This window comes from Leifsonia sp. Root4 (assembly GCF_001425085.1).
GTDB lineage: Bacteria > Actinomycetota > Actinomycetes > Actinomycetales > Microbacteriaceae > Microterricola.
The window spans coordinates 627,954-650,903 of sequence record NZ_LMDN01000001.1 but is presented as its reverse complement, the minus strand read 5'-3'; the positions used below and the strand labels follow the sequence as shown (position 1 = coordinate 650,903).

Here is a 22,950-nt window from a genome sequence, read left to right as displayed (position 1 = left end):
TGCACGCTGTGCGGGCGCAGAAGCCCTACGCCCGCACAAACGCAAATTAATGAGCGGCCAGCCGACTCGTTTGTCGGGTACTCGGAGCACGCGGGCCGCAGCACTGGGATCAATCATGACGTTTACTCGCATTCGGGGCATCGGGGCGGCCCCTGAAAGCCCGGCCGGTGCACGTCAGACCCGGTGAACGTCAGACCCGGTACACGTCAGACGTTGACGGTGCGCTTGCCCTGGGCGCGTGAGGGGCGCAGCACATGCACACGCGTGCGGTGCACCGCCTCGAAGTTCGAGGCCATGACGAGTGAGTATGCACCCATGTCCGGGCAGAGCAGAACATCGTTCACGCCGAGGGGCGGCAGCGGGATCCCGCGGGCGATGACATCGATTCCGTCGGTGCTGGCGCCGACCAGGGTGCACGGGTACAGGGGTTCACGCGCGTCGCTTCCCGCGCGCTCGACCTCGCTCAGGCTGAACATGGTCGGCACCTCGCCGGAGCCGCGCAAGCCGGCGAAGCTGCCGTGCATGCCGTCGTCGAGGTAGTGCCAGACCTCGCCGTCCCTGGTCGCCTGACCGACCACGCTGGTGGCGAGGAGCATCGCCGGCGCAGCGATGCAGCGCCCGAGCACGGCCAGCACGCTGAGCCCCGGAACGCGCGGGGCCAGGATGCTGCGCACCACGGCGGTCATGGCATCGGCCCCGGCTTCGCCGCCCTCGTGATCCGTCGGCATCCCGCCGCCCAGATCGATGGTGTCGAGTCCGAGCCCCCAGCGGGCGTTGCCCTCGTCGATCAGCCGCAGAGCCTCGTGCACCATGGTGGAGAGTGCGGCAGGCGCGTCGGGCTCAGAGGCGTCGACGTGAACCGAGAAGCCCGCGACCCCGACTCCGAGGCTCGTGGCGAACCGGGCCAGGTTCAGGGCGTGCTCGCTGTCGATGCCGAAGTGCGCAGCATCGGCAACGCGGCGCAGCCGCAGCAGCAGCCGCAGCTCTGGGTGCACGCCGGCGAACTTGCGCACCTCGGCCGGATTGTCGGCGACGAAGAGACGCACCCCCGCGGCGGCCGCGGTCGCGATGTCGTCTGCGCGCTTGATGGGGTGCGAGAACACGGCATCGGATGCCGGAATCTGCTCGTGAGCGAGCATGGCCAGTTCGCCGGTGCTCACCGCGTCGAAACCGCCGCCACACGAGGCGACCGTGCGGATCACAGCCGGATGTGGCAGCGCCGCGAGCGCGTAGCGCAGCCGCACGAACGGCAGCAGCTCAGTGAAGCGCTCGAACTCGCCGGCGACCCTGGCCGGGTCGAGCACGAACAGCGGCGTGCCGGCACGGCGCACGAGCGCGGCCAGGCCGATGGTGCTCGCGTACTCGTGCAGCGCGGCGCGGTCGCTGCGGCGGTGCTCCTCTCTCTGGAGCTCGGCGCTGCGAATCCGGTTGGCAGCGGATCGCGGGCGTGACGGAATGACGGTATCGATGCTCATGACTGCCTCCTTGCAGAATTCCAGCTTCGCCGCTTCGCGAGACGGTGCGCATCCGCACCACCCCTCTGCATGCTCAGGGCACACCCCGATAGCCGCGGGAATGCGTCGGCGGTGAGAATCAAAACATGAACGCACGGGTACTGATTGTTGATGACCACCCTGGCTTTCGTGAGCAGGCCCGCCGCCTGCTTGAGCTCGCTGCATTCGACGTTGTCGGAGACACCGCGTCAGCGGAGCTCGGAGTCCAGCTCGCCCTCGATCTCACTCCAGATCTGATTTTGCTTGACGTAATGCTGCCCGATGCGGTGGGATTCGATGTAGTACCGCTTCTGCGCGAGCAGGGAAGCGCTGTGATCGTGCTCATTTCGAGCCGCGATCAGAGCGATTACGGCACTCGTGTTGAGTCCAGCGGTGCCGACGGATTCATTCCAAAGGACGAGCTCTCCGGTGAGATGCTGCGGAGGTTCGTCGCGTGAGCGAGGGCGTGAGCGGTGACGGGCGAAGCGGGGTCTGCCGGCAATCGCGCTCCTCTGCGCGTCGCGATCGCTGACGACTCAGTGCTGCTCCGCAGCGGCATCGAAACGGTGCTGCTGGCGCACGGTTTCGACGTCGTCGCCTCCCTCGACAGCGCAGACGGCGTGCATGAGCTGATTGAGGATGACCGCCTCGACGCGCTCGTCCTCGACATCCGGATGCCGCCGACGCACAGTGACGAGGGCCTGCTCGTGCTCGAGGCGCTCCGGGCGTCCGGATCCGACGTCGGGGTGCTGATGCTCTCGATGTATGCGACTCCCTCCTATGCGATTCGGGCCATGAGCGCGGGCGGCGGCACCGGCTATCTGCTGAAGGATCGCATCGCCGACCCGGAGTCCTTCGTCCACGCCGTGCACACGGTGGCGGGCGGGGGCTCGGTGGTTGACCCGGAGGTCGTCGCCCTGCTCGTCGGTACGCCGAGCTCCAACGCGCTCACCTCGCTGACCCCGCGCGAGCGGGAGGTGCTCACCCTGATGGCCCAGGGCAAGTCCAACGGCGGCATCGCCGCGGCGCTCTTCCTCAGCCTGAAGACGGTGGAGACGCACATCGGCAGCATCATGGCCAAGCTCGGCATCGACGATTCGCCGGGGGAGCACAGGCGGGTGCTGGCGGTTCTGCGGCTGCTCGGGCCGTGAGCCGCTCGCTGCCGCGACTGCGTCTCGCGCTCGTCGTCCTCGCGACCGCGGTCGTCTTCGCGGTCGAGGTGATCGGTTCGGAGGCGGGCGTCTTCCAGCCGGAGTGGACGGCGCCGTACACCGTCATGCACACGGCCGTCGGCCTCTGTTACGTGGTCTGCGCGTGGATGGCCTGGCGCACGGCCGACTCGCCCGTTCCCGGCCGCATCATGATCGCCGTCGCCTTCCTCTGGCTGCCGCCCACCTTCATCGCGGCGACGGAGCAGATCGGCTGGCTGTGGCCGCTGATGGAAGGGCTCGGGCTGGTCTGGGCTGTGCTTGTCGGGGCCATCGTCCTGGTGTACCCGGCCGGGCGCCTGCACGGCCCGATCGACGTCGCGATCGTCATGGTGGCGTGCACCGCGACCTCGATCAGATTCGTCTGTGCCGTGCTGTTCAACCAGCCGTCGGACGCGAGCCGCGACGTGGCGCCCAACCCCTACGCGATCGTGCCGGGGGACGAGATCTTCCTGCTCGTCGACCGGGCCTTCCGGCTCTTCGGTGTCGCACTGATCGTGCTGATCGTCGCGCTCGTGGTCACCCGTTGGGTGAGGGGGAGCACCCCGGCACGGCACATCGCGTTCGTGATGCCGGTCGCCCTGGTGCTCTGGGCGGCGGCGATCGCGTACGAGACGCTGATGTACTCCTTCGGCGGCACCGTGCTCGAGGTGCTCGGTTACGTCTCGCTCGCGGCGACGGCGGCCGTGCCGGTCGGCTTCGTCGCCGGACTCAGCTATCTGCTCGGGCTGCGCGGCCGCGTCTCCGACCTGATGGTGATCACGCGGGACGGCGTCGACCGCACGCTGTGGCAGTCGATCCTGGCCGACACGCTCCGGGATCCGTCGCTGCGGGTCTACTGGTGGGACGACGAGCGCCGACGCTACGTCGATTCACGCGGGCAGATCGCGGTTCCGACCGCACGCGGGGAGGGGCGCAAGCGGGGGGAGCGGCGCGGGTCGCTGCTGCCGATCAACACCCCGGACGGGCCGCTCGCCGTCATCCGGCACGACAGCGCGCTGAGCGAGAACGCGAAGCTCCTCGACGCCGTGTCGACGGCTCTGCGCTTGAGCGTGGACAACGGGCGGCTGCGCGGGGAACTCGAGGCCACACTGCGCGAGGTGCGGGAGTCGAGGCTGCGCATCGTGGATGCCGGCATCGCGGCCAGACGGCAGATCGAGCGTGACCTGCACGACGGCTCCCAGCAATCGCTGGTCGCCCTGGCGTTGCGCCTGAGGATGGCATCCGGCAAGGCGGAGCAGCTTGAGCAGCACGAGATCGCCGCCGACCTCGATGCGGCGCTGCAGCAACTCTCTGCCGCGCTCAAGCAGTTGCGCGAGCTGGCCCGCGGCATCCACCCCACCTCGCTCACCGTCGGTGGGCTGGCCTCGGCCGTGCCGGAGCTCGTCGCGCATTCCCCGGTGCCGATCGACACGCGCATCGGCATCGATGCCCGGCTGCCGTCCGTGATCGAGGCGACCGGCTACTTCTTCATCGCGGAATGCCTCACCAACATCGCCAAATACGCCGAGGCACGGGCCGGTCGCGTGATCGTGGTCGAGAGCGATGGCGAGCTCGTCATCGAGGTGTCGGATGACGGCAAGGGCGGTGCGTCGCTCGGAGTCGGCAGCGGCCTGCTCGGCCTGATCGACCGGGTCGAGACGCTCGGCGGGCGGGTGGAGCTGCGGAGCGCACCCGAGAACGGAACATCGGTGACGGCGTGGATCCCGCTCGTGCGCGACGCCGGCGTCGTCGCCTGACTCACTGGGACTGACTCGGGAGGAGAAAGCGCGGTGCGGAGGGCGCAATCGCGGAATCCATCCTCCCGATCGCGCTTTCTCCTCCGCAACGCACTCCGTCAGCGCGCATGCTTCTGGGCGTCGAGGTGCAGCTGCTGGGCCATGGCCCGGAGGATCTCGGCCTCCACCCGGGGCCACTCGAACAGAATCTGCTTGTAGTCGTAACGGAACACGGTGTAGCCGAGCAGGGCGAGTGCACGGTCGTGGGCGATGTCCGAGCGGCGCTGAACGGCATCCCGGTGATGCGCGAATCCGTCGATCTGCAGCACGAGGCGCTCGCCGATGAGGCCATCGACGCGGTGGCCCTCGATGAAGACCTGCTGGCGAACCGTGACGCCCAGGGCGGCCAGCCTCGCCACGGGGATTGTCTCCAAGCCGGAGTCGGACAGGCTCGAACACGCTGAGCGCAGCCGGCGGGCGGCGACGCTTCGGAGCGGAAGTCTGGCCAGATGGGCCTCGGAGACAAGCCCGTGGTTGAGCGCGGAGTCCCACACGGCCAACGCGTTCTCGAATGGTTGGCACCGCGCGAGGTGCACAAGCACGTTCTCGATTGGCTCAAGAAGCGAGTACGGCCTGGTCGGGGCCGGTCCAGCGCTCCAATGCAGGATGAGCCCGTCGCCGGTGACGTGGCCGGAGCGTGGATTGACCGAGAGGTGTGTCAGGCCGTCACCGAGGTGCCAGAGCCCGAGCCGTTGTGCGGCGCTCAGACAGCTCAGCCTGCCTCCGGCCTGAGCGGCCAGCCTGAGCTCGTCGGGGGTTGTGGGGAGTGCGATCCAATCGCGGCGGATGCGCTGCGCTGCGCCGGATTCGAGCGCGGCGCGCACGCTGTAGCGGGTGAATCCGGCAGTGGCGACGGTCTTGTTGTGCGCGATGCCGTCGTGCTGGGCCAACCATGCTGTGAGATTCATGACTCAAGCCTGAGCGTCGGCATCCGCTCGCACGGGTCCGGTCGTGATTCTGTGCAGAACTCCGCGGGAACGGTCGACTGTGCACAACTCGCTTGGGAGGAGAAAGCGCGGTGCGGAGGGCGCAATGGCGGAATCCATCCTCCCGATCGCGCTTTCTCCTCCGAATCCGGGGGCACGCGCGGGGCGGGGCTAGGGCCGCCAGCGCGCCGCGGCGTAGTCGACCCGGTATCCGTCCTCGCTCGTCGTCGTGATGAGCGGGGTGCCCTCTGCGTCGTAGTAGGGCAGCGCCCTGGCCGCCAGCCCGCGGGGAGGGTGGCCGCCGGCGCGCAGCACACGCCACCAGGGTGAGCTCGACCCGTAGTAGGCCATCACCTGCCCGACGGCGCGGGCGCCCCGTGATCCGAGCATCGCTGCAACGTCGCCGTACGTCATCACGTGCCCGGCAGGGATGTCGTCGACCACGGCCAGCACCGCCTCGGCGAATCCGCGATCAGGAACGGCCATGGCCGTGCAGGCTAGGCGATTTCGAGTGCGCCGATGACGTCGCCGTACTGCGTCTCGCCGATGTCGACGAAGCCGATGCGGTGGAAGAACGCCTCAGGGCCCGTCTCGCCCGGCTCCCACATCACCGTGATGCGCTTCACGCCGCGCTTCAGGGCCTCCTGGGCCAGCGCCTTCGCCGCGAAGCGACCGACACCCTTGCCTTGTGCGTCGGCGTCGACGTTGATGCGCCAAATGCATGCGCGGAATTCTTCATGCTCATTGTCAGGATCGAAGTTGCCGTGGATGAACCCGACGACCTTGTCGTCCTGCAGGACGACGCGCTGCCATGCGCTGCCTGGAACGAGTACCGAGGTCTCGGCCGAGTATGAGACGGGCGTGATGAACTGCTCCTGCCCGGGCTTCAGGCTCAAGCTGTTCGCCGCCACAACGTTCGACGCGGACAATTCTTCCAGTCGCAATTCAGCCATGGCCTTAGGCTAACCCGCCGAGCCCCGTTCGAGGTAGTCGAGCGGGGCTCGGTTACCGCGCATCTCGCGGGAACCGGGTATCCGGCATCCGGATCTCTCGATGTCAAGACAGTTGCGTGGCTCGGGTACGATTGCAGAGGCCGCTTCGGCCCCCCAACTTCTTGCAAGGAGACCCATTGTCAAAGATCAAGGTTGAAGGCACTGTCGTCGAGCTCGACGGCGACGAGATGACCCGCATTATCTGGCAGGCCATCAAGGACACGCTCATCCACCCGTACCTCGACGTGAACCTCGAGTACTACGACCTCGGCATCGAGAAGCGCGACGAGACCGATGACCAGATCACGATCGACGCCGCTCACGCCATCCAGAAGCACGGCGTCGGCGTCAAGTGCGCCACGATCACGCCGGACGAGGCGCGCGTCGAGGAGTTCGGCCTGAAGAAGATGTGGAAGAGCCCGAACGGCACCATCCGCAACATCCTCGGCGGCGTCATCTTCCGCGAGCCGATCATCATCTCCAACATCCCGCGTCTGGTTCCTGGCTGGAACAAGCCGATCATCATCGGCCGTCACGCCTTCGGTGACCAGTACCGCGCAACCGACTTCCTGTTCAAGGGCGAGGGCACCCTCACGGTCGAGTTCACGCCCAAGGACGGCGGCGAGGCACAGAAGTTCGAGGTCTTCCAGGCCCCGGGCGACGGCATCGCACAGGTGCAGTACAACCTCGACGCCTCGATCGTCGACTTCGCACGCGCCAGCCTGAACTACGGCCTGAGCCGCAACTTCCCGGTGTACCTCTCCACCAAGAACACCATCCTCAAGGCCTACGACGGTCGCTTCAAGGACATCTTCCAGGAGATCTTCGAGGCGGAGTTCAAGGAGCAGTTCGACGCTGCAGGTCTCACCTACGAGCACCGCCTCATCGACGACATGGTCGCCTCGGCCATGAAGTGGGAGGGCGGCTACGTCTGGGCGTGCAAGAACTACGACGGCGACGTTCAGTCGGACACCGTCGCTCAGGGCTTCGGCTCGCTCGGCCTCATGACCAGCGTTCTGGCCACGCCGGACGGCAAGGTCGTCGAGGCGGAGGCCGCGCACGGCACCGTGACCCGTCACTACCGTCAGCACCAGGCGGGCAAGCCCACCTCCACGAACCCGATCGCCTCAATCTTCGCGTGGACCCGTGGCCTGCAGCACCGTGGCAAGCTCGACGGCAACCAGCCGCTCATCGACTTCGCGCACACGCTCGAAGACGTCGTCATCAAGACCGTCGAGAGCGGCAAGATGACCAAGGACCTCGCCCTGCTGGTCGGCCCGGAGCAGGCCTACCAGACCACGGAGGAGTTCCTCGCCGAGATCGCGGACAACCTCAAGGCGCGCCTGGCTTAAGGCGCGACAGAGCAGTTCCCAGAGGGTCGGATGCCATGGCATCCGGCCCTCTGTCGCTGCCACCGCCAGGCACTGAGGCGAGCCTCGGCTTGCTGGCGCCGCCATCCAGAATGGGCCAAGCTCGAGGTATGGCATGGATTCTGAGGAACGCCCGCCGCTACCCGCTGCTCGCGACGACGCTGCTCGTCGCCGTGCTGGGAATCGTGCTCTGGGCCGGCGGCTGGCCGAGCGCCGTGCAGTGGCTGTTCAGCGGCTTCGCGCTCGTCGTCGCGGCGATGCAGGCCTACGAGATGGTCCGTGACATCATGCGCGGGCACTGGGGTCTCGACATCCTCGCCGTCACCGCCATCGTGGCCACTGTGCTCGTCAACGAATACGTCGCGAGCCTCGTGATCGTGCTGATGCTGACCGGCGGCGAGGCGTTGGAGGATTACGCCGCCGGACGCGCGAAGCGAGAGCTCAACGCGCTGCTGGAGAAGTCGCCGCAGTCGGCGCACCGGGTGCTGCCAGACGGATCGATCGAGGAGATCCCCGCCACCGCGGTCGCCGTCGGCGACACGCTGTTGCTGCGTCCGGCCGAGATCGTTCCGGTCGACGGCGTACTGCTCGGCGAGGAGCTGCCGGAGGGTGGTGGAGCGTTCGACGAGTCCTCGCTGACGGGCGAGAGCATGCCCGTGCAGCGCTTCGCCGGCGACGGCGTGCTGAGCGGTGCCGTCAACGGGCAGGCGGCCGTGCAGATCCGGGCGAGCGCGACAGCGGAGAACAGCCAATACCAGCGCATCGTCGCCCTCGTCGCCGAGGCCAGCGAGAGCAAGGCGCCGGTCGTGCGTCTGGCCGATCGTTACGCCGTGCCGTTCACGCTGTTCGCGCTCGCCGTCGCCGGCGCCGCCTGGGCGATCAGCGGGGACCCGGTGCGCTTCGCCGAGGTGCTCGTGGTCGCGACGCCGTGTCCGCTGCTGATCGCGGCGCCGGTCGCGTTCATGGGCGGCATGAGTCGTGCCGCACGCAATGGCGTGATCGTGAAAGGCGGCGGTGTGCTGGAACAGCTCTCCCGCGCACGCACGGTCGTCTTCGACAAGACGGGGACGCTCACCCACGGCACGCCGAGCCTGGCCGAGGTGCGGCCGGAGCCGGGGTTCACGGCCGACGAGGTGCTCGTGCTCGCGGCATCCGCCGAGCAGTACTCCTCGCACGTGCTCGCCGCCTCGATCATGCAGGCGGCACGGGATCGAGGCCTGACCCTGCTCCCGGCCGAGACGGCCAGGGAGGTGGCGACGCATGGCGTCGTCGCCAGAATCGACGGCCGGACCGTCACGATCGGCAAGCTGGGCTTCGTTCGCGACGCGGCGCCGGATGCGCTGGCCACACCGCTCTCCGGTGGCCAGCTCTCGATCGCCGTCGCCGTCGACGGCCGCTTCGCCGGCAGCATCGTCGCCAGCGACAGCCTGCGCGAGAATGCTGCAGCCACCGTGCGGGAGCTCGCCCGCCTCGGCGTTCGGGAGAGCATGATCCTCACCGGCGATGCCTGGCCGACCGCCGAGCACGTGGCCGCCCAGCTCGACATCACCAGAGTGCGGGCCGAATGCCTGCCGGAGGACAAGGTCACCGCCGTCCGCGAGATCACCGCCCGCCCCGTGATCATGGTCGGCGACGGCGTCAACGACGCCCCGGTTCTCGCCGCGGCGGATGTCGGCATCGCAATGGGCGCCAGGGGCTCCACCGCGGCAAGCGAGTCGGCCGACGTCGTGATCATGGTGGACGACATCTCGCGAGCCGCCCGCGCCGTGTACATCGGGCAGGACACGATGCGGATCGCCCTGCAGAGCATCTGGATCGGCATCGCCTTCAGCGTCGTGCTGATGCTGATCGCGGCCTTCGGGGTGATCCCGGCGACCGTCGGCGCCGGGCTGCAGGAGGTCGTCGACCTCGTGGCGATCCTGAACGCGCTGCGGGCGATCGGCTCGCGCCGCGACCGGGCCTGGTCTGTGCCTGCGGCCCCGGCGCCGCCGGTCACGGAACTCGCGCGCTGACGCCAGGGCGCAGCGGCCGAGAGCCCAAGGTCACAGATCCATAAAGGGCGGGAAAAATGTGCGTCCCGGGGTTGCGCATTGTTTGTTCGTAAGCTTTACTAACAACCATGACCGCAACGCAGCCCAGTCACGGGCGCATCCTCAGGCCCACCGCCAAGGTGCTGCCCGAGCATGCACGCGGCCACAATCGCGCTCTGGTGTTGCAGACCCTCTACGTGCAGGGTGCCCAGAGCCGCGCAGACATCGCCCGCGAAACCGGGCTCACCAAGGTCACGATCTCCGACCTCGTCGCGGAACTGATCGTCGACGGCATCGTCACTGAGCTCGGGCAGCGTGAGTCGACCCGTCCCGGCAAGCCGGCCACGATGATCGACATCGACCGCGGGGCGTTCCAGATCATCGGGATCGACCTCTCCGATCAGAACCTGCGTGGCGCGCTCCTCGACGTCGACGGGCGGGTTCTCCTGCGCGAGGGCGCCGATCGTGCCGGACGCACCGGTGACGCAGCGCTCGCCGCGGTGATCGAGCTCATCGAATCGCTGGTGCACCAGGCCAGCGCGCCGCTGCTCGGAATCGGCGTTGGCTCTCCCGGAATCGTCGACGTCACCGGCACCGTGTTGACCGCCGCCAACCTCAAATGGGCGAAACTGCCACTGCAGCAGCTGTTGCAGGAGCGCTTCGGCGTTCCGGTCCTCGTCGCCAACGACGCGGATGCCGCAGTGCTGGCCGAGCACAGCTTCGGCGACGCCAGCGGCGACGTGGTGCTCGTCAAGGTCGGCGCCGGCGTCGGCGCCGGGCTGATCCTCGGTGGGCGCCCGTTCTACGGCAGCAACTCGGCCGCCGGCGAGATCGGCCACGTCGTCATCGGCACAGACGGTGGACCCGTCTGCGCCTGCGGCAAGGTCGGCTGCCTGGAGGCCTGGCTGAGCGTACCGCGATTGACCGCACAGCTCGACGCGATCACGGGCGACGCCGCAGAGCGCTTGGCCGAGCGCGAACTCATTCTTCGGGAGGCAGGTCGCCGACTCGGCATCATCCTCGCCCCCGTCGTCGGTGCCCTCAATCTCTCTGAGATTGTCTTGAGCGGCCCGACGGAACTCCTTGATGGCCCGCTGGCGACAGCAACCATCGAGACACTCCGGAAACGCACGATGGCCGAGTTCACCGGCGATCTCACCCTCCGGATGACCGCACTGGCGCGAGACGACATCGTCTTGCGCGGCGCGGCCGTCATGGTCCTCTCAGGACAACTCGGGGTTTCATAGAACCCCACCGACCCGCAGCACAACACCCAACCAAGAGTAAGGAATCCGCAATGAAGAGAAGGTATGCAGGCCTCGCACTGGCCACCGCAGCGGCACTCGTTCTTGCTGGTTGCAGCGCAACCACCGGCAACGAAGGCGGTAACGACGGCGGCTCTGCCGACGGGCAGGACATCACGCTGTGGCTGATGGGTGGCGACACACCCGACGCACTGCGCGACTACCTCAAGACCGAGTACAAGGATGCCACCGGCGGCACCCTCACGATCGAGGAGCAGGGCTGGGGCGACGCACTCGCCAAGCTCACCACCTCGCTTCCCGACGCTGAGAACACCCCCGACGTCGTCGAGATCGGCAACACCTGGTCGCCGACGTTCACCAATGTCGGTGCGTTCAGCGACGTCAGCGACATGGTCGAGGAGCTCGGCGGCGACAAGCTGATCCAGTCCTTCGTCGAGGTCGGCGCGGTCGACGGCGCCAACTACGCCCTGCCGTACTACTTCGGCTCGCGGTACAACTTCTACCGCAAGGACATCTGGGCGGCAGCCGGCAAGCAGGTTCCGACCACCCTCGCCGAGTTCGACGAGACCGTGAAGGCGCTCCGCACCGACAGCCAGTCCGGTTTCTACATCGGTGGCTCCGACTGGCGCAACGCGATCTCCTGGATCTTCGCCAACGACGGTGAGCTCGCAGAGAAGGACGGCGACCAGTGGGTCTCCACCCTCTCCTCCGCCAACACCCAGAAGGGCATCACCCAGTTCGCCGAGCTCTTCGCGGGCGCATCCCTCGCCCCGGCCACGGAGTTCGACAGCACGCCGTGGGTCAACATCAACAACAACGAGGCGACGGGCGTTCCCGAGGCCGCGACCATCATCGCTCCGGGCTGGGCCCACTGGTCGATCGGTGACCTGAGCGCCGACCCCGACGATGCAACCAAGACGGTCGCGACCTGGAACGACGATGTCTTCGGTACCTTCGTGCTCCCGGGCGTCGACGGTGGCGCAGCCCCCGTCTTCGCCGGTGGCTCGAACATCGCCATCTCGGCGGCCAGCAAGAACCAGGCAGGCTCGCGCGAGCTGCTGAAGATCGTCTTCTCCCCGGAGTACCAGACGCTCCTCGGCGAGAACGGCCTCGGCCCGGCAAACCTGGACTACGCCTCTGCACTCGGTGAAGACCAGTTCGCCGCCGCGCTGATCGAGTCGGCCGCCTCCTCCAAGCTGACCCCCGCCGCTCCCGGCTGGGCTGCAGTCGAGGGTGCAGCACTGCTCGAGGAGTTCTTCGGCAAGGTGACGGCCGGTGGCGACATCAAGGCGCTCTCCGCCGAATACGACGAGAAGATCACCGCGCTCCTCAACTAGTCGGAGCGCAGCACCACAGCACTACAGCACGACAGCAACAAGGGGGCCGCGGGAACACCACCCGCGGCCCCTTCCCCTGAGACCACGCACTCGCATCGAACTCGCATTGAAAGGAGGATGAGACCATGAGCTCAACCGTCGCCACCGCTCCGGAACAGGCCGCGAAGCAGAATCCATCGCCCGCCCCACCCCGGCGCCGCGTTCCCGCCCCGTATTTCCTCCTCATCCCAGCCGTTGTCATCCTCCTCATCGGAATGGGCTACCCGCTCGTCTGGCAGATCGTCACCTCCTTCCAGGAGTTCGGCCTGAAGCAGCAGTTCGGCCAGCCGGCCGAGTTCGTCGGGCTCGCCAACTACCTTGATCTGGCCACGAACCCGGACATGTGGGGCGTCGTCGTGCGCTCGCTGCTCTTCATGGCGATCACCGCGTTCCTCACGCTCGCCATCGGCCTGCTGCTCGCTGTGCTGATGACCGCCGTCGGCAAGGCTGTCCGTCTGACCCTGCAGGTCTCGCTCCTGCTGGCATGGGCCATGCCGGTCGTCGCCGCGATGACGGTGTGGATCTGGCTGTTCGACCGCCGCCGCGGTGTCGTGAACTACCTGCTCGACATGATCCCCGGCGTCGACATGAACCGCTTCGCCTGGCTCGAGCACCCCCTCACCTTCTTCATGGTCGCGAGCATCATCGTCATCTGGATGTCGGTGCCCTTCGTCGCATTCTCGGTCTACGCCGGCCTCACCCAGGTCTCCGACGAGGTGCTCGAAGCCGCCCAGCTCGACGGTGCGACCCCCTGGCAGCGCCTGCGCTTCATCATCATGCCGATGATCCGCCCCGTCATCGCGATCGTGCTGCTGCTGCAGCTGATCTGGGATCTGCGCGTCTTCACCCAGATCACCATGCTGCAGGATGCCGGCTCCCGCGCCTCGGAGTTCGATCTGCTCGGCACCTACATCTACAAGCTCGGGGCCGGCTCGCAGGACTTCGGGATGGCCTCGGCCGTCTCCATCTTCGTACTCGTGCTCACCGTCGCGATCAGCTGGTACTACGTGCGCAGCCTGCTCAAGGAGGACGAACAGTCATGACCACAGCAACCACCCCGGCACAGATCCCGGTACCGCCGGCCGAGAAGCGTCCCTCCGGACGCAGCGCCAAGCTGCGCACCCGCCCGCCGCTCCGCCTCAGCCGCGTGATCTATTCGGCCCTCGCGATCGCCGTCGCCATCGGCTGGGTGTTCCCGGTCTACTGGATGATCAACTCCTCGCTGCTGCCCAACCGCACCCTGCAGTCATTCATCCCGACCTTCTTCCCGGTCAACGGCTCGCTGAACAACTACGCGAACACCCTCGAGGACGGCACCTTCTTCTCGGCTCTCGGGATCAGCCTCTCGGTCACCCTGATCGCGGTGTTCTGCTGCCTGCTCTTCGCCTTCCTGGCCGCGGTGGCGATCAGCCGCTTCCGGTTCAAGGGTCGCAAGAGCTTCGTGCTCGCCGTGCTCATCGTGCAGATGCTGCCGGCCGAGGGCCTGTTCATCGCCCAGTACAAGATGGTCGCCAGCGTCGGCCTGTTGAACTCGATCATCGGCCTGAGCGTCATCTACACGGCCGCCGTCGTGCCATTCACGATCTGGATGCTGCGCGGCTTCGTCGCCGGCATCCCGGCCGACCTCGAAGAAGCCGCCATGGTCGATGGCCTCAGCCGTACTCAGGCCTTCATGCGGATCACCTTCCCGCTGCTGGCTCCAGGCCTCGTCGCGTCCGGCGTCTTCGCGTTCCTGCAGGCGTGGAACGAGTTCACCGTCGCGCTCGTGCTGTTGCCGGCCGAGGCGATGCAGACGCTGCCGCTCTGGCTGCGCGGCTTCATTCAGGCCAGCGCCACCCGCGAGACCGACTGGGGCCAGGTCATGGCCGCGTCGACTCTCGTCGCCGTGCCCGTGATCGTGTTCTTCCTCATTGTGCAGGGCCGCATGACCAGCGGGCTCGTCAGCGGGGCGGTCAAGGGATGACTCTGCTCGCCAACGACCGGGCCACGCAGGCCGAACTGCGCCGCCGGGTCTCCACTACCTTGCTGCCCGGATTCGTCGGAACCGTGCTCCCCGAGTGGCTCGCCGCGCGGCTGCGCGACGGCCTCGGCGGTGTCTGCCTCTTCGGCATGAACATCGAATCAGGCAGGCAGCTGCGCGAGTTGACCGCCGCCATCCGCGCCGCGAACCCGCACGCGATCATCGCCATCGACGAGGAGGGTGGCGACGTCACCCGGCTCTACTACGACATCGGTTCGCCCTATCCAGGGGCAGCGGTGCTCGGCCGCGGCGACGACCTCGAACACACCGAGAACATCGGCAGGCTCGTCGGGTGGGAGCTGCGCCGCTCCGGCTGCAACCTCAACTTCGCGCCGTCGATCGACATCAACTCCAACTCCGACAACCCCGTCATCGGTGTGCGGAGCTTCGGCGTCGAGCCCGAGCGGGTCGCCGCGCACGCCGCGGCGTGGATCCGCGGACACCAGCAGACCGGTGTCGCCGTCAGCGCCAAGCACTTCCCTGGGCACGGAGACACCGCCGTCGACTCTCACCTCTCGCTGCCCGTGATCGAGCGCAGCATCGACGAGCTGCGCGAGCGCGAACTCGTTCCGTTCCGTGCCGCGGTCGCCGCCGGTGCACGCACGATCATGAGCTCGCACATCCTGTTGCCCCAGGTCGATCCCAATCAGCCTGCGACCTTCTCGGCCGACATCCTGCAGGGGCTGCTGCGCACCGAACTCGGCTTCGACGGAGTCATCGTGTCCGACGCCCTGGACATGAAGGGTGCCAGCGGGGTCCACGGCATCGCCGAGGCCGCAGTCCGGGCTCTCATCGCCGGCTGCGATCTGCTCTGCATCGGCACGGAGAACAGCGACGCGCAGATGGACGAGATCGAGGCGGCCGTTCTGGCCGCGATCGGTTCCGGGAGGCTCGGCGCCGAGCGGATCGCTGATGCCGCCGGCCGCGTCATCCGTCTGGCAGAGGAATCCGCCGCCCTCGAGGCGAGCATCCCGGTACCGGATGCCGTCGACACCGCCACCGACCCGATCCTCGCCACCGACCGCGTGATCGACACCTTCTCGATCTCAGAGCGTGCCGCGCGCTGGCTGGGCGCCGGAACGCGGGCGCAGACCGTCGTGCGCATCGACACGGTGGCGAACATCGCCGTCGGCGTCGCACCGTGGGGGCCGTTCGCCGAGATCGCGGAGGGAACGGTCGCGGCCGACCCGGCCTGGCTCGAGCCGAATGTCATCGGCATCTCGGCCGCAGCACCGACGATTCCGGCGCTCACCGGCCCGGTGCTGGTCATCGGCAAGGACAACCACCGGCATGGCTTCGCGACGGCGGCGATCGACACCCTGCGCGCTGAGAACCCCGAGGTGCTCGTCATCGACGCCGGCTGGCCGTCGGATGATCGCGCCTATGCCGACATCGCGACCTTCGGGGCCTCCCGTCTGCTCGGCCGTGCGTTGCTCGCCCTGCTGAATGCGGAGAATCGGCAGGAGCGCCGGGCGTGAGGATCGGCATTGACATCGGTGGCACCAAGACGGCTGCCATCGCGGTGTCGGATGACGGAACCTTCGGCGAGGTCGTGAAACGCTCGACCGGATTCGGCGGCCGCGCGGTGCTGCACAGCGCGGAGACGAGCGTGCGGCTGTTGGCAGCGCGCTCCGGCCTCACGGTGTCCTCACTGCGCTCGATCGGCGTCGGCATCCCCGGCGCCGTCGACAGTGCGAGCGGCATCGTCTCGCACGCCGTCAATCTCGGCGTCTCCGAGCTGGCGCTGGGCGCGGAACTCGGTCGGCGAATGGGCGTGCCCGTGCACGTCGAGAACGACGTCAAGGCGGCCGCGCTCGGTGCGCACCACCTGACGAGCATCGCTTCGGGGCTGAGCGACGGCTCGAGCATGGCCTATCTGAACCTCGGCACGGGCCTCGCAGCCGGAATCGTGCAGAACGGCGTTCTGCTTCGTGGCGTCAGCGGGGCGGCCGGCGAGATCGGTCACCTGCCCGTCGACCCGAGCGGCGCGCTCTGCGGCTGCGGCCAGCGCGGCTGCCTGGAGACGGTCGCATCCGGCTCGGCCATCGCCCGCATGTGGCCGAGCGACGCCGCGCTTCCCGCCGTCGAACTGTTCGAACGCGCCGCGGCCGGCGATGCGGAAGCAGTCGCCGTGCAGCGGACATTCTTCGAGGGAGTCGCCGCCGGGGTGCGCATGCTCGTGCTCACGGTCGACGTCGACCGCGTCGTGATCGGCGGTGGATTGAGCGCCCTGGGGGAGCCACTGATTCACGGCGTTCGCGGTGTACTGGCAGACTGGTCTCTGAGCTCCCCGTTCCTGGCCTCCCTGCGGCTCTCCGACCGCGTGCAGCTCATTCCCATCGGTTTTCCGGCCGCTGCGTTTGGCGCGGCACTAGTAGGAGTGAAGTAATGGCAGAGATCATCATCGTCAAGGATGCGGCCGCCGCCGGCGAGCTGGCTGCAGAGGCGATCCTGCGGCTCGTTGCCCGCAAGCCGGACGCCGTGCTCGGCGTCGCAACCGGCTCGACCCCGCTGGGCACCTACCAGGCCCTCGCTCGCACGGTGAAGGCAGAGAACCTCGACCTCAGTGCGGTGCGCGGCTTCGCCCTCGACGAGTACGTCGGCATCCCGGTCGAGCACCCGGAGAGCTACCGCTCCGTCATCACCCGTGAGGTCGTCGAGCCCCTCGGGCTCACCCCGTCGCTCGTGCACGTGCCGAACGGCCGACTCGACGGCATCCAGCACGCAGGCGACGAGTACGAAGCCGCGATTCGGGCGGCAGGGGGCGTCGACCTCCAGATTCTCGGCATCGGCCGCACCGGCCACATCGGCTTCAACGAACCAGGCTCATCGCTCGCCTCGCTCACCCGCACCAAGACGCTCACCGAGCAGACCCGCATCGACAATGCCCGCTTCTTCGATTCGATCGACGACGTGCCAACGCACTGCATCACGCAGGGCCTCGGCACGATCCTGCGCGCAGAGCACCTCGTGCTGCTGGCCTTCGGCGAGGCCAAGGCGGATGCCGTCGCCGCCGCCGTCGAGGGCGCGGTCACCTCGAGCCAGCCCGGCTCCGTCATCCAGCTGCACGCCCACGCGACCGTGATCGTCGACGAGGCCGCCGCGTCCAAGCTCGCCTTCGCCGACTACTACCGGCAGTCGTGGGACACCCGTTTCGACTGGGAAGTGATCTAGACCGCATCCAGACCGCAGATACAAGAAGCCCCGCACCTCCATGAGGTGCGGGGCTTCTGAAAGTCTGAGCGTCAGATCCGGCTGCGGCCGTTGATCACGCCGCTGACCGTCGCCACGAGTGCGAAGGCCGCGGCGATGTAGGGCTGCTCCATGCTCCACCAGGCGAAGGCGACGGAGCCCATCACGACGATCTCGATCAGCGCGCGCCCGAAGGCGTCGAGCTGGAACACGGCCTTGGGTGAGAGGAAGAGCGCCCAGAGCAGGATCGCCAGCAGCGGCGCGCCGATCCCGAAAGCGATTCCGGGCCACGGCATCGGCCACATGGTGAACCCCCAGATCGCGAGCGACACGACGGCGACGATCTCCAGCAGGAAGCGGATGATGTCGTTCGGGCTGACGCGCGGCGCGCGTGTTGCGGCGTCGCTGGCGGTCGGGCGGGAGGTTCCAGGCGTTTCAGTCACGTCTCAAGCCTACGTGCTAGCGGAAGATGATCGTGCGGGCGCCGTCCAGCAGCACCCGGTCCTCCGCGAACCACTTGACGGCCTGCGTGAGCGTGCGGCTCTCCTCGTCCTGCCCGATCGCGACGAGCTCCGAGGCACTGCGCGAGTGGTCGACGCGCACGACGTTCTGCTCGATGATCGGCCCCTCGTCGAGATCGCTCGTGACGAAGTGGGCGGTCGCTCCGATGAGCTTGACGCCGCGGGCGTGCGCCTGCTTGTAGGGGTTCGCGCCCTTGAAGCCGGGCAGGAAGCTGTGGTGGATGTTGATCGCGCGGCCGGCGAGTGCCGCGCAGAGCTCAGGGGAGAGGATCTGCATGTAGCGGGCCAGCACCACGAGCTCGATGTCGTGTTCCTCGACCGCGCGCAGGATGCGCGCCTCGAAAGCCGCCTTGCTTGCGGCATCCACGACGGGGAGGGACTCGAACGGCACGCCGTAGAAGCCGGCCAGATCGCGGAGGCTCCCGTGGTTGGAGAGCACGAGGGGGATGTGCACGGGCAACTGGCCGGCACGCTGGCGGAACAGCAGATCGTTGACGCAGTGCGCGGCGGTCGATGCGAGAACGAGCGTGCGGAGCGGGCGCCCGACGACGTCGAGGCGCCACTCCATGGAGTACGTCTGCACGACGGGCGCGAGGGCCGCCTCGAGCTCATCACGGGCCGCGTGCGTCTCGATCTGCAGCCGCATGAAGAAGCGCCCGGTGTCGTGGCTCGTGAACTGCTGGCTCTCGGTGATGTTGCCGCCGGCCGCGACGACGGCGCCGCTGATGGCGTGCACGATTCCCGGTCCGTCGACACAGATCAGCGTGAGCACCCAGTGGTGCTGCGTGGCCGGGGGTGTGAGTGCGGCGTCAAACTCCATCTGCCCAGATTAGTTGGAAAGGTGCGGGCGCGGATGCCGCTGCTAGGCTGAACCCGGTCGTGCGAGCGCGCACGGCCCTGGGCGCGCACAACAGCGCGTAGTCGACCCGCCCCTCGTGTCTGCCTCTGCGGGCGCTGCGATCCTGGACAGCTGAGATTCTCGACAGCCGAGATTCTCAACAGTCGAGATTCTCAACAGCCGAAGACGGGCGGGGAACGCCATTCATGGGTACTCACGAATGACTGCACACACCACCTCTCGTCCCACCGCCCCGGTATTCCCGTGGGTCGGACTCCTCACACTCGCCGTCGCGGTGTTCCTCTCGATCACGATCGAGATGCTGCCGATGGGCCTGCTGCCCGATATCAGCGAGGAACTGGGGGTCAGCGAACCCCAGGTCGGATTGCTCGTGAGCGTCTTCGCGTTCACCGTCGTCCTCTCCAGCGCCCCACTCATGGCCCTGACCCGTCGCCTGCCGAGGCAGCCGCTGCTCGTGGGCGTGCTCGTCATCCTGGCGTTCTCCAGCGTGCTCACCGCGATCGCACCGAGCTACGAATTCATGGTGGCAACCCGTGTGCTCGGCGGCGCGGCGCACGGACTGTTCTGGTCGATCGTCGGGGCCTACGCCGGCCATCTGGTTCCGAAGGAGCAGCTCGCCCGCGCCGTGGCCATCACCACGGCCGGAGGGTCGCTCGCCTTCGTGCTCGGAGTGCCGCTCGGCACGGCCCTCGGCCACGCCTTCGGCTGGCGGATCGCCTTCGCCGGCATCGCAGCGCTCACGCTCATCGGTGCGCTGCTCGTCTGGCGGTTGCTGCCGGGGGTGCAGCACCGGCACGCGCCGGCAGAGGGAACGGAGCACGTCTCCGTGCGCCGCGACCCGACCATGATCGCGGTGATCGTGGTCTGTGTGATCACCGGCGTCGTGATGATCGGCCAATACGCCGTGTACACGTACATCGCGCCATACCTGACCGATGTCGTCGGTGCGGATGCGGCACAGCTCGGCCCGCTGCTCTTCGGCTACGGAATCGCCGGCGCCGTCGGCCTGGTTCTGGCCGGCACGGTTCTCGGCCGGCGGCCGACGCTCGGCCTGTTGATCGCCTTCGCCGGCGTCGGGATCGGTGTCGCAGCGCTCGCCGCGTTCAGCGCGGTCCCCGTGCTCGCGATCGGCGCCTTCTTCTTCTGGGGTATTGCGTTCGGTGCGCTGCCGCCGCTGCTGAACACGCGCCTGTTGCACAGCGCTTCCGCCCGCATCCGCGATGCCGCCGCGGCGTTCTACACGACGGCATTCAACCTCGGCATCGGCGGCGGTGCGCTGCTCGGTGCCGCGCTGTACAACACCCTCGGACTGCAGGCACTGCCGTGGGTGTTCGTCGGCATCCTCGCGCTGTCATTCCTGATCGTCGTCATCACGGCACGGCGCCCCCACGTGCACCCGCACACCGACTGACAGAGGGTCAGAAAGCGCGCACCAGCGAGACGCTCGCCACGGGTCCCACCCTCGTCCCATCGCTGTAGTGGACGCTGAGGGTACCGGTATCCCAATAATTGCGATCCCGGTAGTCAAAGCTCGTCGTCGCCTCTCCCGCGGCGTCGACGGCAATGGCCCGTGTGTCGGTGGCGAACGGGACGCCGTCCCTGGAGGTGGCGAGCGCGACGGTGATGACGGCGCCGGGTACACCTCTGGCCAGGAGCACGACATCGGTCGACAATGGGATTCCGGCGCCATCCGATGGTGAGGCGATCTCGGGGGAGCGCAGCGCGAACTCGGTGACGGCACTCGTCTCGGAGCTGAGCCCGCCGACGCTCTGGGTGACGGCGACGCCATAGGGTGTGTCGGCCACGAGTTCGGTGACGGTCAGCGACCAGTGCCCGTCGGAATCCGCGGTCGCGGCGGCGCGGGAGACGCCGTCGACGAGCACGTCGATGTCCGCCCCCGGGACCGCATCTGTTCCCGCGATGACCGGGAAGTACCGGCCGTCTGCGGTGTCGACGGTGAAGCCGGGAGCGCTCGGGGCCGTGGGCGCGGCGCTCACGCTGAACGAGCTGGCGGACGCCGGTCCGTGACGGCCGTCGCTGCCGGTGTAACGCGCAGCCACGGTGGCCACACCGGTCGGGAGATCGGAGAGAGCGGAGGCCGCGCGGCCGTCGGCGTCGAGTGTCTCGCCAACCCAGCCGGAGCCGCCATCGAGACTGAACTCGAGCGCGGTGCCGGGGGCCCCCGCGAATTCCAGTGTCGGGAGCTGGTCTTCGCGGTGTTCTGAACCGGCGAGCGGGGCCGTCAGCGTCGGCGCCGAGAGAGTGAAGCTGCGCGCCGTGCTCGCGTCGGACGTCGCGCCTCCGGCAATCTGGCGTGCCGTCACCGTGTGCGCGCCCGGCACGAGCTCTGCACCGTCGCCCAGGCGGCTGACCGCAACAGACCACGCACCCGTTGCCGCGTCCGCGGTCACCGCTGCCACAGGGCCGGCTGGGCCCTGTCCATCGCGGCTGATCGTCAGCTCAACGGTCGCGCCCGGCTCCGCTGCGCCGGAGAGCAGCGGGAACAAGGTCGAACTCCCGGTGTCGACGGGGTCAAGCCGCGGTGCTGCCGGGACCGCGGGGATCACCGGTGGAGCGCTCGGGCCCGGCGTTGGAGTCGGCGTCGGACGTGGAGCCGGCGTTGCCGTTGGAGTCGCCGATGCGACGGGGGAGGGCAGCGCGGTGTCCGCCTCGATGCGCTCGGGAACCAGGGGGAGCGGAGCGGGGAGAGCGCTCGCCACCGGTGTCGGCGGCGGCGACGGTGGCGTGGCCACGTCGCCGGGGGCCGCCGCCTCGGCTTCCGCTACGGCGACCGGAGGCGCTGCGTCCAGCGAGCCGAACAGACCGGGTCCGACGGTCACGGCGGCGATCACCCCCGCCGCGACGGCGAGGGCGCCCAGGATGCCGGCGACCGTTCCGCCCGCAACCGCTGATCCTCCGCCGCTCGTGCCCGCTCCGCTGCCCGTCGCGGTGCCGCCACCGAAACCGCTCGTGATGCTTGCCGGCATCGCAACGACCGCGCCGGCGAGCTGGCTTGTCGGTCCGCCGGTCTGCAACCAGTACGTGTACGCGGCGGCCCCGCCGATGCCGGCCGTGAGGGGCAACAGCACGAGTGCAAGTCTGGAACCGACGTCCCTGGCCTCCGACGCCGCGATGGTGCACCTGGCGCAGTCGTCCAGGTGCTTCTCGAGCCGTGTCGTCTCGCGCTGTGAGAGGTTGCCGCGCGTGTAACCGCCGAGGCGTTCGATACTCCACCGGCAGTCCTCGTCGGCAGAGACGGCGTTGAGGTGCGCGCCGATCCACGCCTGCCGCAACCCCTCCCTGGCCCGATAGCTGAGCGCGGAGACGCCGTTGGGCGTCATCCCGAGCAGCGGCGCGATCTGGGCGGGCGTCATCGACTCGACCTCGCTGTACCAGAGCACCTCCTGCCAGCGCGTCGGAAGGGTGCGGAACGCCGTCGCGGTGAGGCTGCGGTCGAGGGCGAGCAGCCCGGCCGCCTCACCGCTGTTCGGATCCTCGAAGCTCTCCAGGGTGTCGATGGACGTCTCGCGCCTGGCCCGGCCCCAGCTCGCAGCGGTGTTGCGGATCGTCGTGAACAGATACGGCCGGAACGCCGCGGTCGGGCCGCGGCCCTTCTGCAGCAGCTGATAGATGCGCGTGAACGACTCGGCGACGAGATCGTCGGGATCGAGGCTGGAGGTGAACGACCGCGCGACCGTTCGCCCTGCTGCCGCGTGTCTTTTCCACAGCTCGGCGAATGCGGGGGAGTCCCCGTGCTTACAGCGCTCGACGAGTTGCGAGTCCGAGCTCGTCGCAACGGGTGGCGTCGCGCCACCGCCTTCTGTGGAGCTGAGGTCTGTCACGGGCTGTCTCTTGGCCTTCGTCGTCGGGTCGAGGGGTGTCGGCATGCAGCAGGGGGTAAGTCCGGAAACATGCTTACG

20 protein-coding genes are annotated in these 22,950 nt (G+C 68.3%); 13 read left to right on the top strand and 7 right to left on the bottom strand.

The genetic code is table 11. From position 1 onward, the window contains the following. Positions 1-206 precede the first annotated feature (206 nt). The gene (locus ASC66_RS03045; protein WP_055834476.1) at positions 207-1,475 is read right to left on the bottom strand and encodes a type III PLP-dependent enzyme domain-containing protein; all 1,269 of its coding nucleotides are present in this window, start codon (positions 1,473-1,475) and stop codon (positions 207-209) included. Between the two features lie 125 nt (positions 1,476-1,600). On the opposite strand from ASC66_RS03045, the gene ASC66_RS03040 reads away from it, so the two are divergent. The 3 genes from ASC66_RS03040 to ASC66_RS03030 are packed head-to-tail and all read left to right on the top strand — an operon-like array spanning position 1,601 to position 4,440. Continuing rightward, positions 1,601-1,951: a response regulator gene (locus ASC66_RS03040; protein WP_055834473.1), complete on the top strand. Its 351-nt coding sequence runs from the start codon at positions 1,601-1,603 to the stop codon at positions 1,949-1,951. 15 nt (positions 1,952-1,966) lie between these two features. Next, positions 1,967-2,644, top strand: coding sequence for a LuxR C-terminal-related transcriptional regulator (locus tag ASC66_RS03035; RefSeq protein ID WP_235496645.1), 678 nt, complete (start codon positions 1,967-1,969; stop codon positions 2,642-2,644). Further along, complete coding sequence (locus tag ASC66_RS03030; protein WP_055834470.1) at positions 2,641-4,440, top strand: histidine kinase; 1,800 nt, start codon at positions 2,641-2,643, stop codon at positions 4,438-4,440. Before ASC66_RS03035 ends, ASC66_RS03030 begins: the two co-directional genes overlap by 4 nt. Positions 4,441-4,538: 98 nt before the next feature. On the opposite strand, the gene ASC66_RS03025 is transcribed toward ASC66_RS03030, so the two are convergent. The 3 genes from ASC66_RS03025 to ASC66_RS03015 form a co-directional block, all read right to left on the bottom strand. Beyond that, on the bottom strand, positions 4,539-5,387 hold the full coding sequence (locus ASC66_RS03025) for an endonuclease domain-containing protein (protein WP_055834467.1): 849 nt from the start codon (positions 5,385-5,387) through the stop codon (positions 4,539-4,541). 189 nt (positions 5,388-5,576) lie between these two features. Then, complete coding sequence (locus ASC66_RS03020) at positions 5,577-5,891, bottom strand: MGMT family protein (protein WP_055834464.1); 315 nt, start codon at positions 5,889-5,891, stop codon at positions 5,577-5,579. An 11-nt stretch (positions 5,892-5,902) separates the two neighbouring features. Next, positions 5,903-6,358, bottom strand: coding sequence for a GNAT family N-acetyltransferase (locus ASC66_RS03015; protein WP_055834462.1), 456 nt, complete (start codon positions 6,356-6,358; stop codon positions 5,903-5,905). A 176-nt stretch (positions 6,359-6,534) separates the two neighbouring features. Here ASC66_RS03015 and ASC66_RS03010 point away from each other — a divergent pair, with 176 nt between their 5' ends. The 9 genes from ASC66_RS03010 (at position 6,535) to nagB (ending at position 17,632) form a co-directional block, all read left to right on the top strand. Continuing rightward, positions 6,535-7,749: an NADP-dependent isocitrate dehydrogenase gene (locus ASC66_RS03010; protein WP_055834459.1), complete on the top strand. Its 1,215-nt coding sequence runs from the start codon at positions 6,535-6,537 to the stop codon at positions 7,747-7,749. 128 nt (positions 7,750-7,877) lie between these two features. Further along, positions 7,878-9,779, top strand: a complete 1,902-nt coding sequence (locus tag ASC66_RS03005; RefSeq protein WP_055834457.1) for a heavy metal translocating P-type ATPase — start codon at positions 7,878-7,880, stop codon at positions 9,777-9,779. Between the two features lie 107 nt (positions 9,780-9,886). Further along, on the top strand, positions 9,887-11,044 hold the full coding sequence (locus ASC66_RS03000; protein WP_055834454.1) for an ROK family transcriptional regulator: 1,158 nt from the start codon (positions 9,887-9,889) through the stop codon (positions 11,042-11,044). 50 nt (positions 11,045-11,094) lie between these two features. Then, positions 11,095-12,399, top strand: coding sequence for an extracellular solute-binding protein (locus ASC66_RS02995; RefSeq protein WP_055834451.1), 1,305 nt, complete (start codon positions 11,095-11,097; stop codon positions 12,397-12,399). A gap of 125 nt (positions 12,400-12,524) precedes the next feature. Next, positions 12,525-13,481: a carbohydrate ABC transporter permease gene (locus ASC66_RS02990; protein ID WP_055834449.1), complete on the top strand. Its 957-nt coding sequence runs from the start codon at positions 12,525-12,527 to the stop codon at positions 13,479-13,481. After that, positions 13,478-14,401, top strand: a complete 924-nt coding sequence (locus tag ASC66_RS02985; protein ID WP_055834446.1) for a carbohydrate ABC transporter permease — start codon at positions 13,478-13,480, stop codon at positions 14,399-14,401. Before ASC66_RS02990 ends, ASC66_RS02985 begins: the two co-directional genes overlap by 4 nt. Then, positions 14,398-15,936, top strand: coding sequence for a beta-N-acetylhexosaminidase (gene nagZ / locus ASC66_RS02980; protein WP_055834443.1), 1,539 nt, complete (start codon positions 14,398-14,400; stop codon positions 15,934-15,936). Before ASC66_RS02985 ends, nagZ begins: the two co-directional genes overlap by 4 nt. Next, a complete protein-coding gene (locus ASC66_RS02975; protein ID WP_055834440.1) occupies positions 15,933-16,847 on the top strand; it encodes an ROK family protein in 915 nt (304 codons plus the stop codon). Before nagZ ends, ASC66_RS02975 begins: the two co-directional genes overlap by 4 nt. After that, entirely contained in the window at positions 16,847-17,632 is a 786-nt protein-coding gene (nagB, locus tag ASC66_RS02970) for a glucosamine-6-phosphate deaminase (protein ID WP_055834437.1), read from the top strand. Before ASC66_RS02975 ends, nagB begins: the two co-directional genes overlap by 1 nt. Before the next feature lie 71 nt (positions 17,633-17,703). On the opposite strand, the gene ASC66_RS02965 is transcribed toward nagB, so the two are convergent. Both ASC66_RS02965 and purU read right to left on the bottom strand, forming a co-directional pair. Then, entirely contained in the window at positions 17,704-18,093 is a 390-nt protein-coding gene (locus ASC66_RS02965; RefSeq protein ID WP_082491970.1) for a YrdB family protein, read from the bottom strand. A gap of 16 nt (positions 18,094-18,109) precedes the next feature. Then, positions 18,110-18,991, bottom strand: a complete 882-nt coding sequence (purU, locus tag ASC66_RS02960; RefSeq protein WP_055834434.1) for a formyltetrahydrofolate deformylase — start codon at positions 18,989-18,991, stop codon at positions 18,110-18,112. 238 nt (positions 18,992-19,229) lie between these two features. Here purU and ASC66_RS02955 point away from each other — a divergent pair, with 238 nt between their 5' ends. Continuing rightward, positions 19,230-20,441 carry an MFS transporter gene (locus ASC66_RS02955; RefSeq protein ID WP_055834431.1) on the top strand — a complete coding sequence of 404 codons (1,212 nt, stop codon included), beginning with the start codon at positions 19,230-19,232 and terminating at the stop codon, positions 20,439-20,441. Positions 20,442-20,448: 7 nt separating this feature from the next. Here the strand turns inward: ASC66_RS02955 and ASC66_RS02950 are convergent, their stop codons facing one another. After that, positions 20,449-22,917, bottom strand: a complete 2,469-nt coding sequence (locus ASC66_RS02950; RefSeq protein WP_162243465.1) for a sigma-70 family RNA polymerase sigma factor — start codon at positions 22,915-22,917, stop codon at positions 20,449-20,451. Positions 22,918-22,950: the final 33 nt, after the last annotated feature.

What these genes read in the sequence shown, in the direction of transcription:
- ASC66_RS02990 (WP_055834449.1), top strand. Translation starts at nt 12,525, where the DNA reads ATGAGCTCAACCGTCGCCACCGCTCCGGAACAGGCCGCGAAGCAGAAT.
- nagB (WP_055834437.1), top strand. Translation starts at nt 16,847, where the DNA reads ATGGCAGAGATCATCATCGTCAAGGATGCGGCCGCCGCCGGCGAGCTG.
- ASC66_RS03005 (WP_055834457.1), top strand. Translation starts at nt 7,878, where the DNA reads ATGGCATGGATTCTGAGGAACGCCCGCCGCTACCCGCTGCTCGCGACG.
- ASC66_RS03015 (WP_055834462.1), bottom strand. Translation starts at nt 6,358, where the DNA reads ATGGCTGAATTGCGACTGGAAGAATTGTCCGCGTCGAACGTTGTGGCG.
- nagZ (WP_055834443.1), top strand. Translation starts at nt 14,398, where the DNA reads ATGACTCTGCTCGCCAACGACCGGGCCACGCAGGCCGAACTGCGCCGC.
- purU (WP_055834434.1), bottom strand. Translation starts at nt 18,991, where the DNA reads ATGGAGTTTGACGCCGCACTCACACCCCCGGCCACGCAGCACCACTGG.
- ASC66_RS02985 (WP_055834446.1), top strand. Translation starts at nt 13,478, where the DNA reads ATGACCACAGCAACCACCCCGGCACAGATCCCGGTACCGCCGGCCGAG.
- ASC66_RS03040 (WP_055834473.1), top strand. Translation starts at nt 1,601, where the DNA reads ATGAACGCACGGGTACTGATTGTTGATGACCACCCTGGCTTTCGTGAG.
- ASC66_RS02955 (WP_055834431.1), top strand. Translation starts at nt 19,230, where the DNA reads ATGACTGCACACACCACCTCTCGTCCCACCGCCCCGGTATTCCCGTGG.
- ASC66_RS03020 (WP_055834464.1), bottom strand. Translation starts at nt 5,891, where the DNA reads ATGGCCGTTCCTGATCGCGGATTCGCCGAGGCGGTGCTGGCCGTGGTC.
- ASC66_RS03045 (WP_055834476.1), bottom strand. Translation starts at nt 1,475, where the DNA reads ATGAGCATCGATACCGTCATTCCGTCACGCCCGCGATCCGCTGCCAAC.
- ASC66_RS03025 (WP_055834467.1), bottom strand. Translation starts at nt 5,387, where the DNA reads ATGAATCTCACAGCATGGTTGGCCCAGCACGACGGCATCGCGCACAAC.
- ASC66_RS03000 (WP_055834454.1), top strand. Translation starts at nt 9,887, where the DNA reads ATGACCGCAACGCAGCCCAGTCACGGGCGCATCCTCAGGCCCACCGCC.
- ASC66_RS02995 (WP_055834451.1), top strand. Translation starts at nt 11,095, where the DNA reads ATGAAGAGAAGGTATGCAGGCCTCGCACTGGCCACCGCAGCGGCACTC.
- ASC66_RS02950 (WP_162243465.1), bottom strand. Translation starts at nt 22,917, where the DNA reads ATGCCGACACCCCTCGACCCGACGACGAAGGCCAAGAGACAGCCCGTG.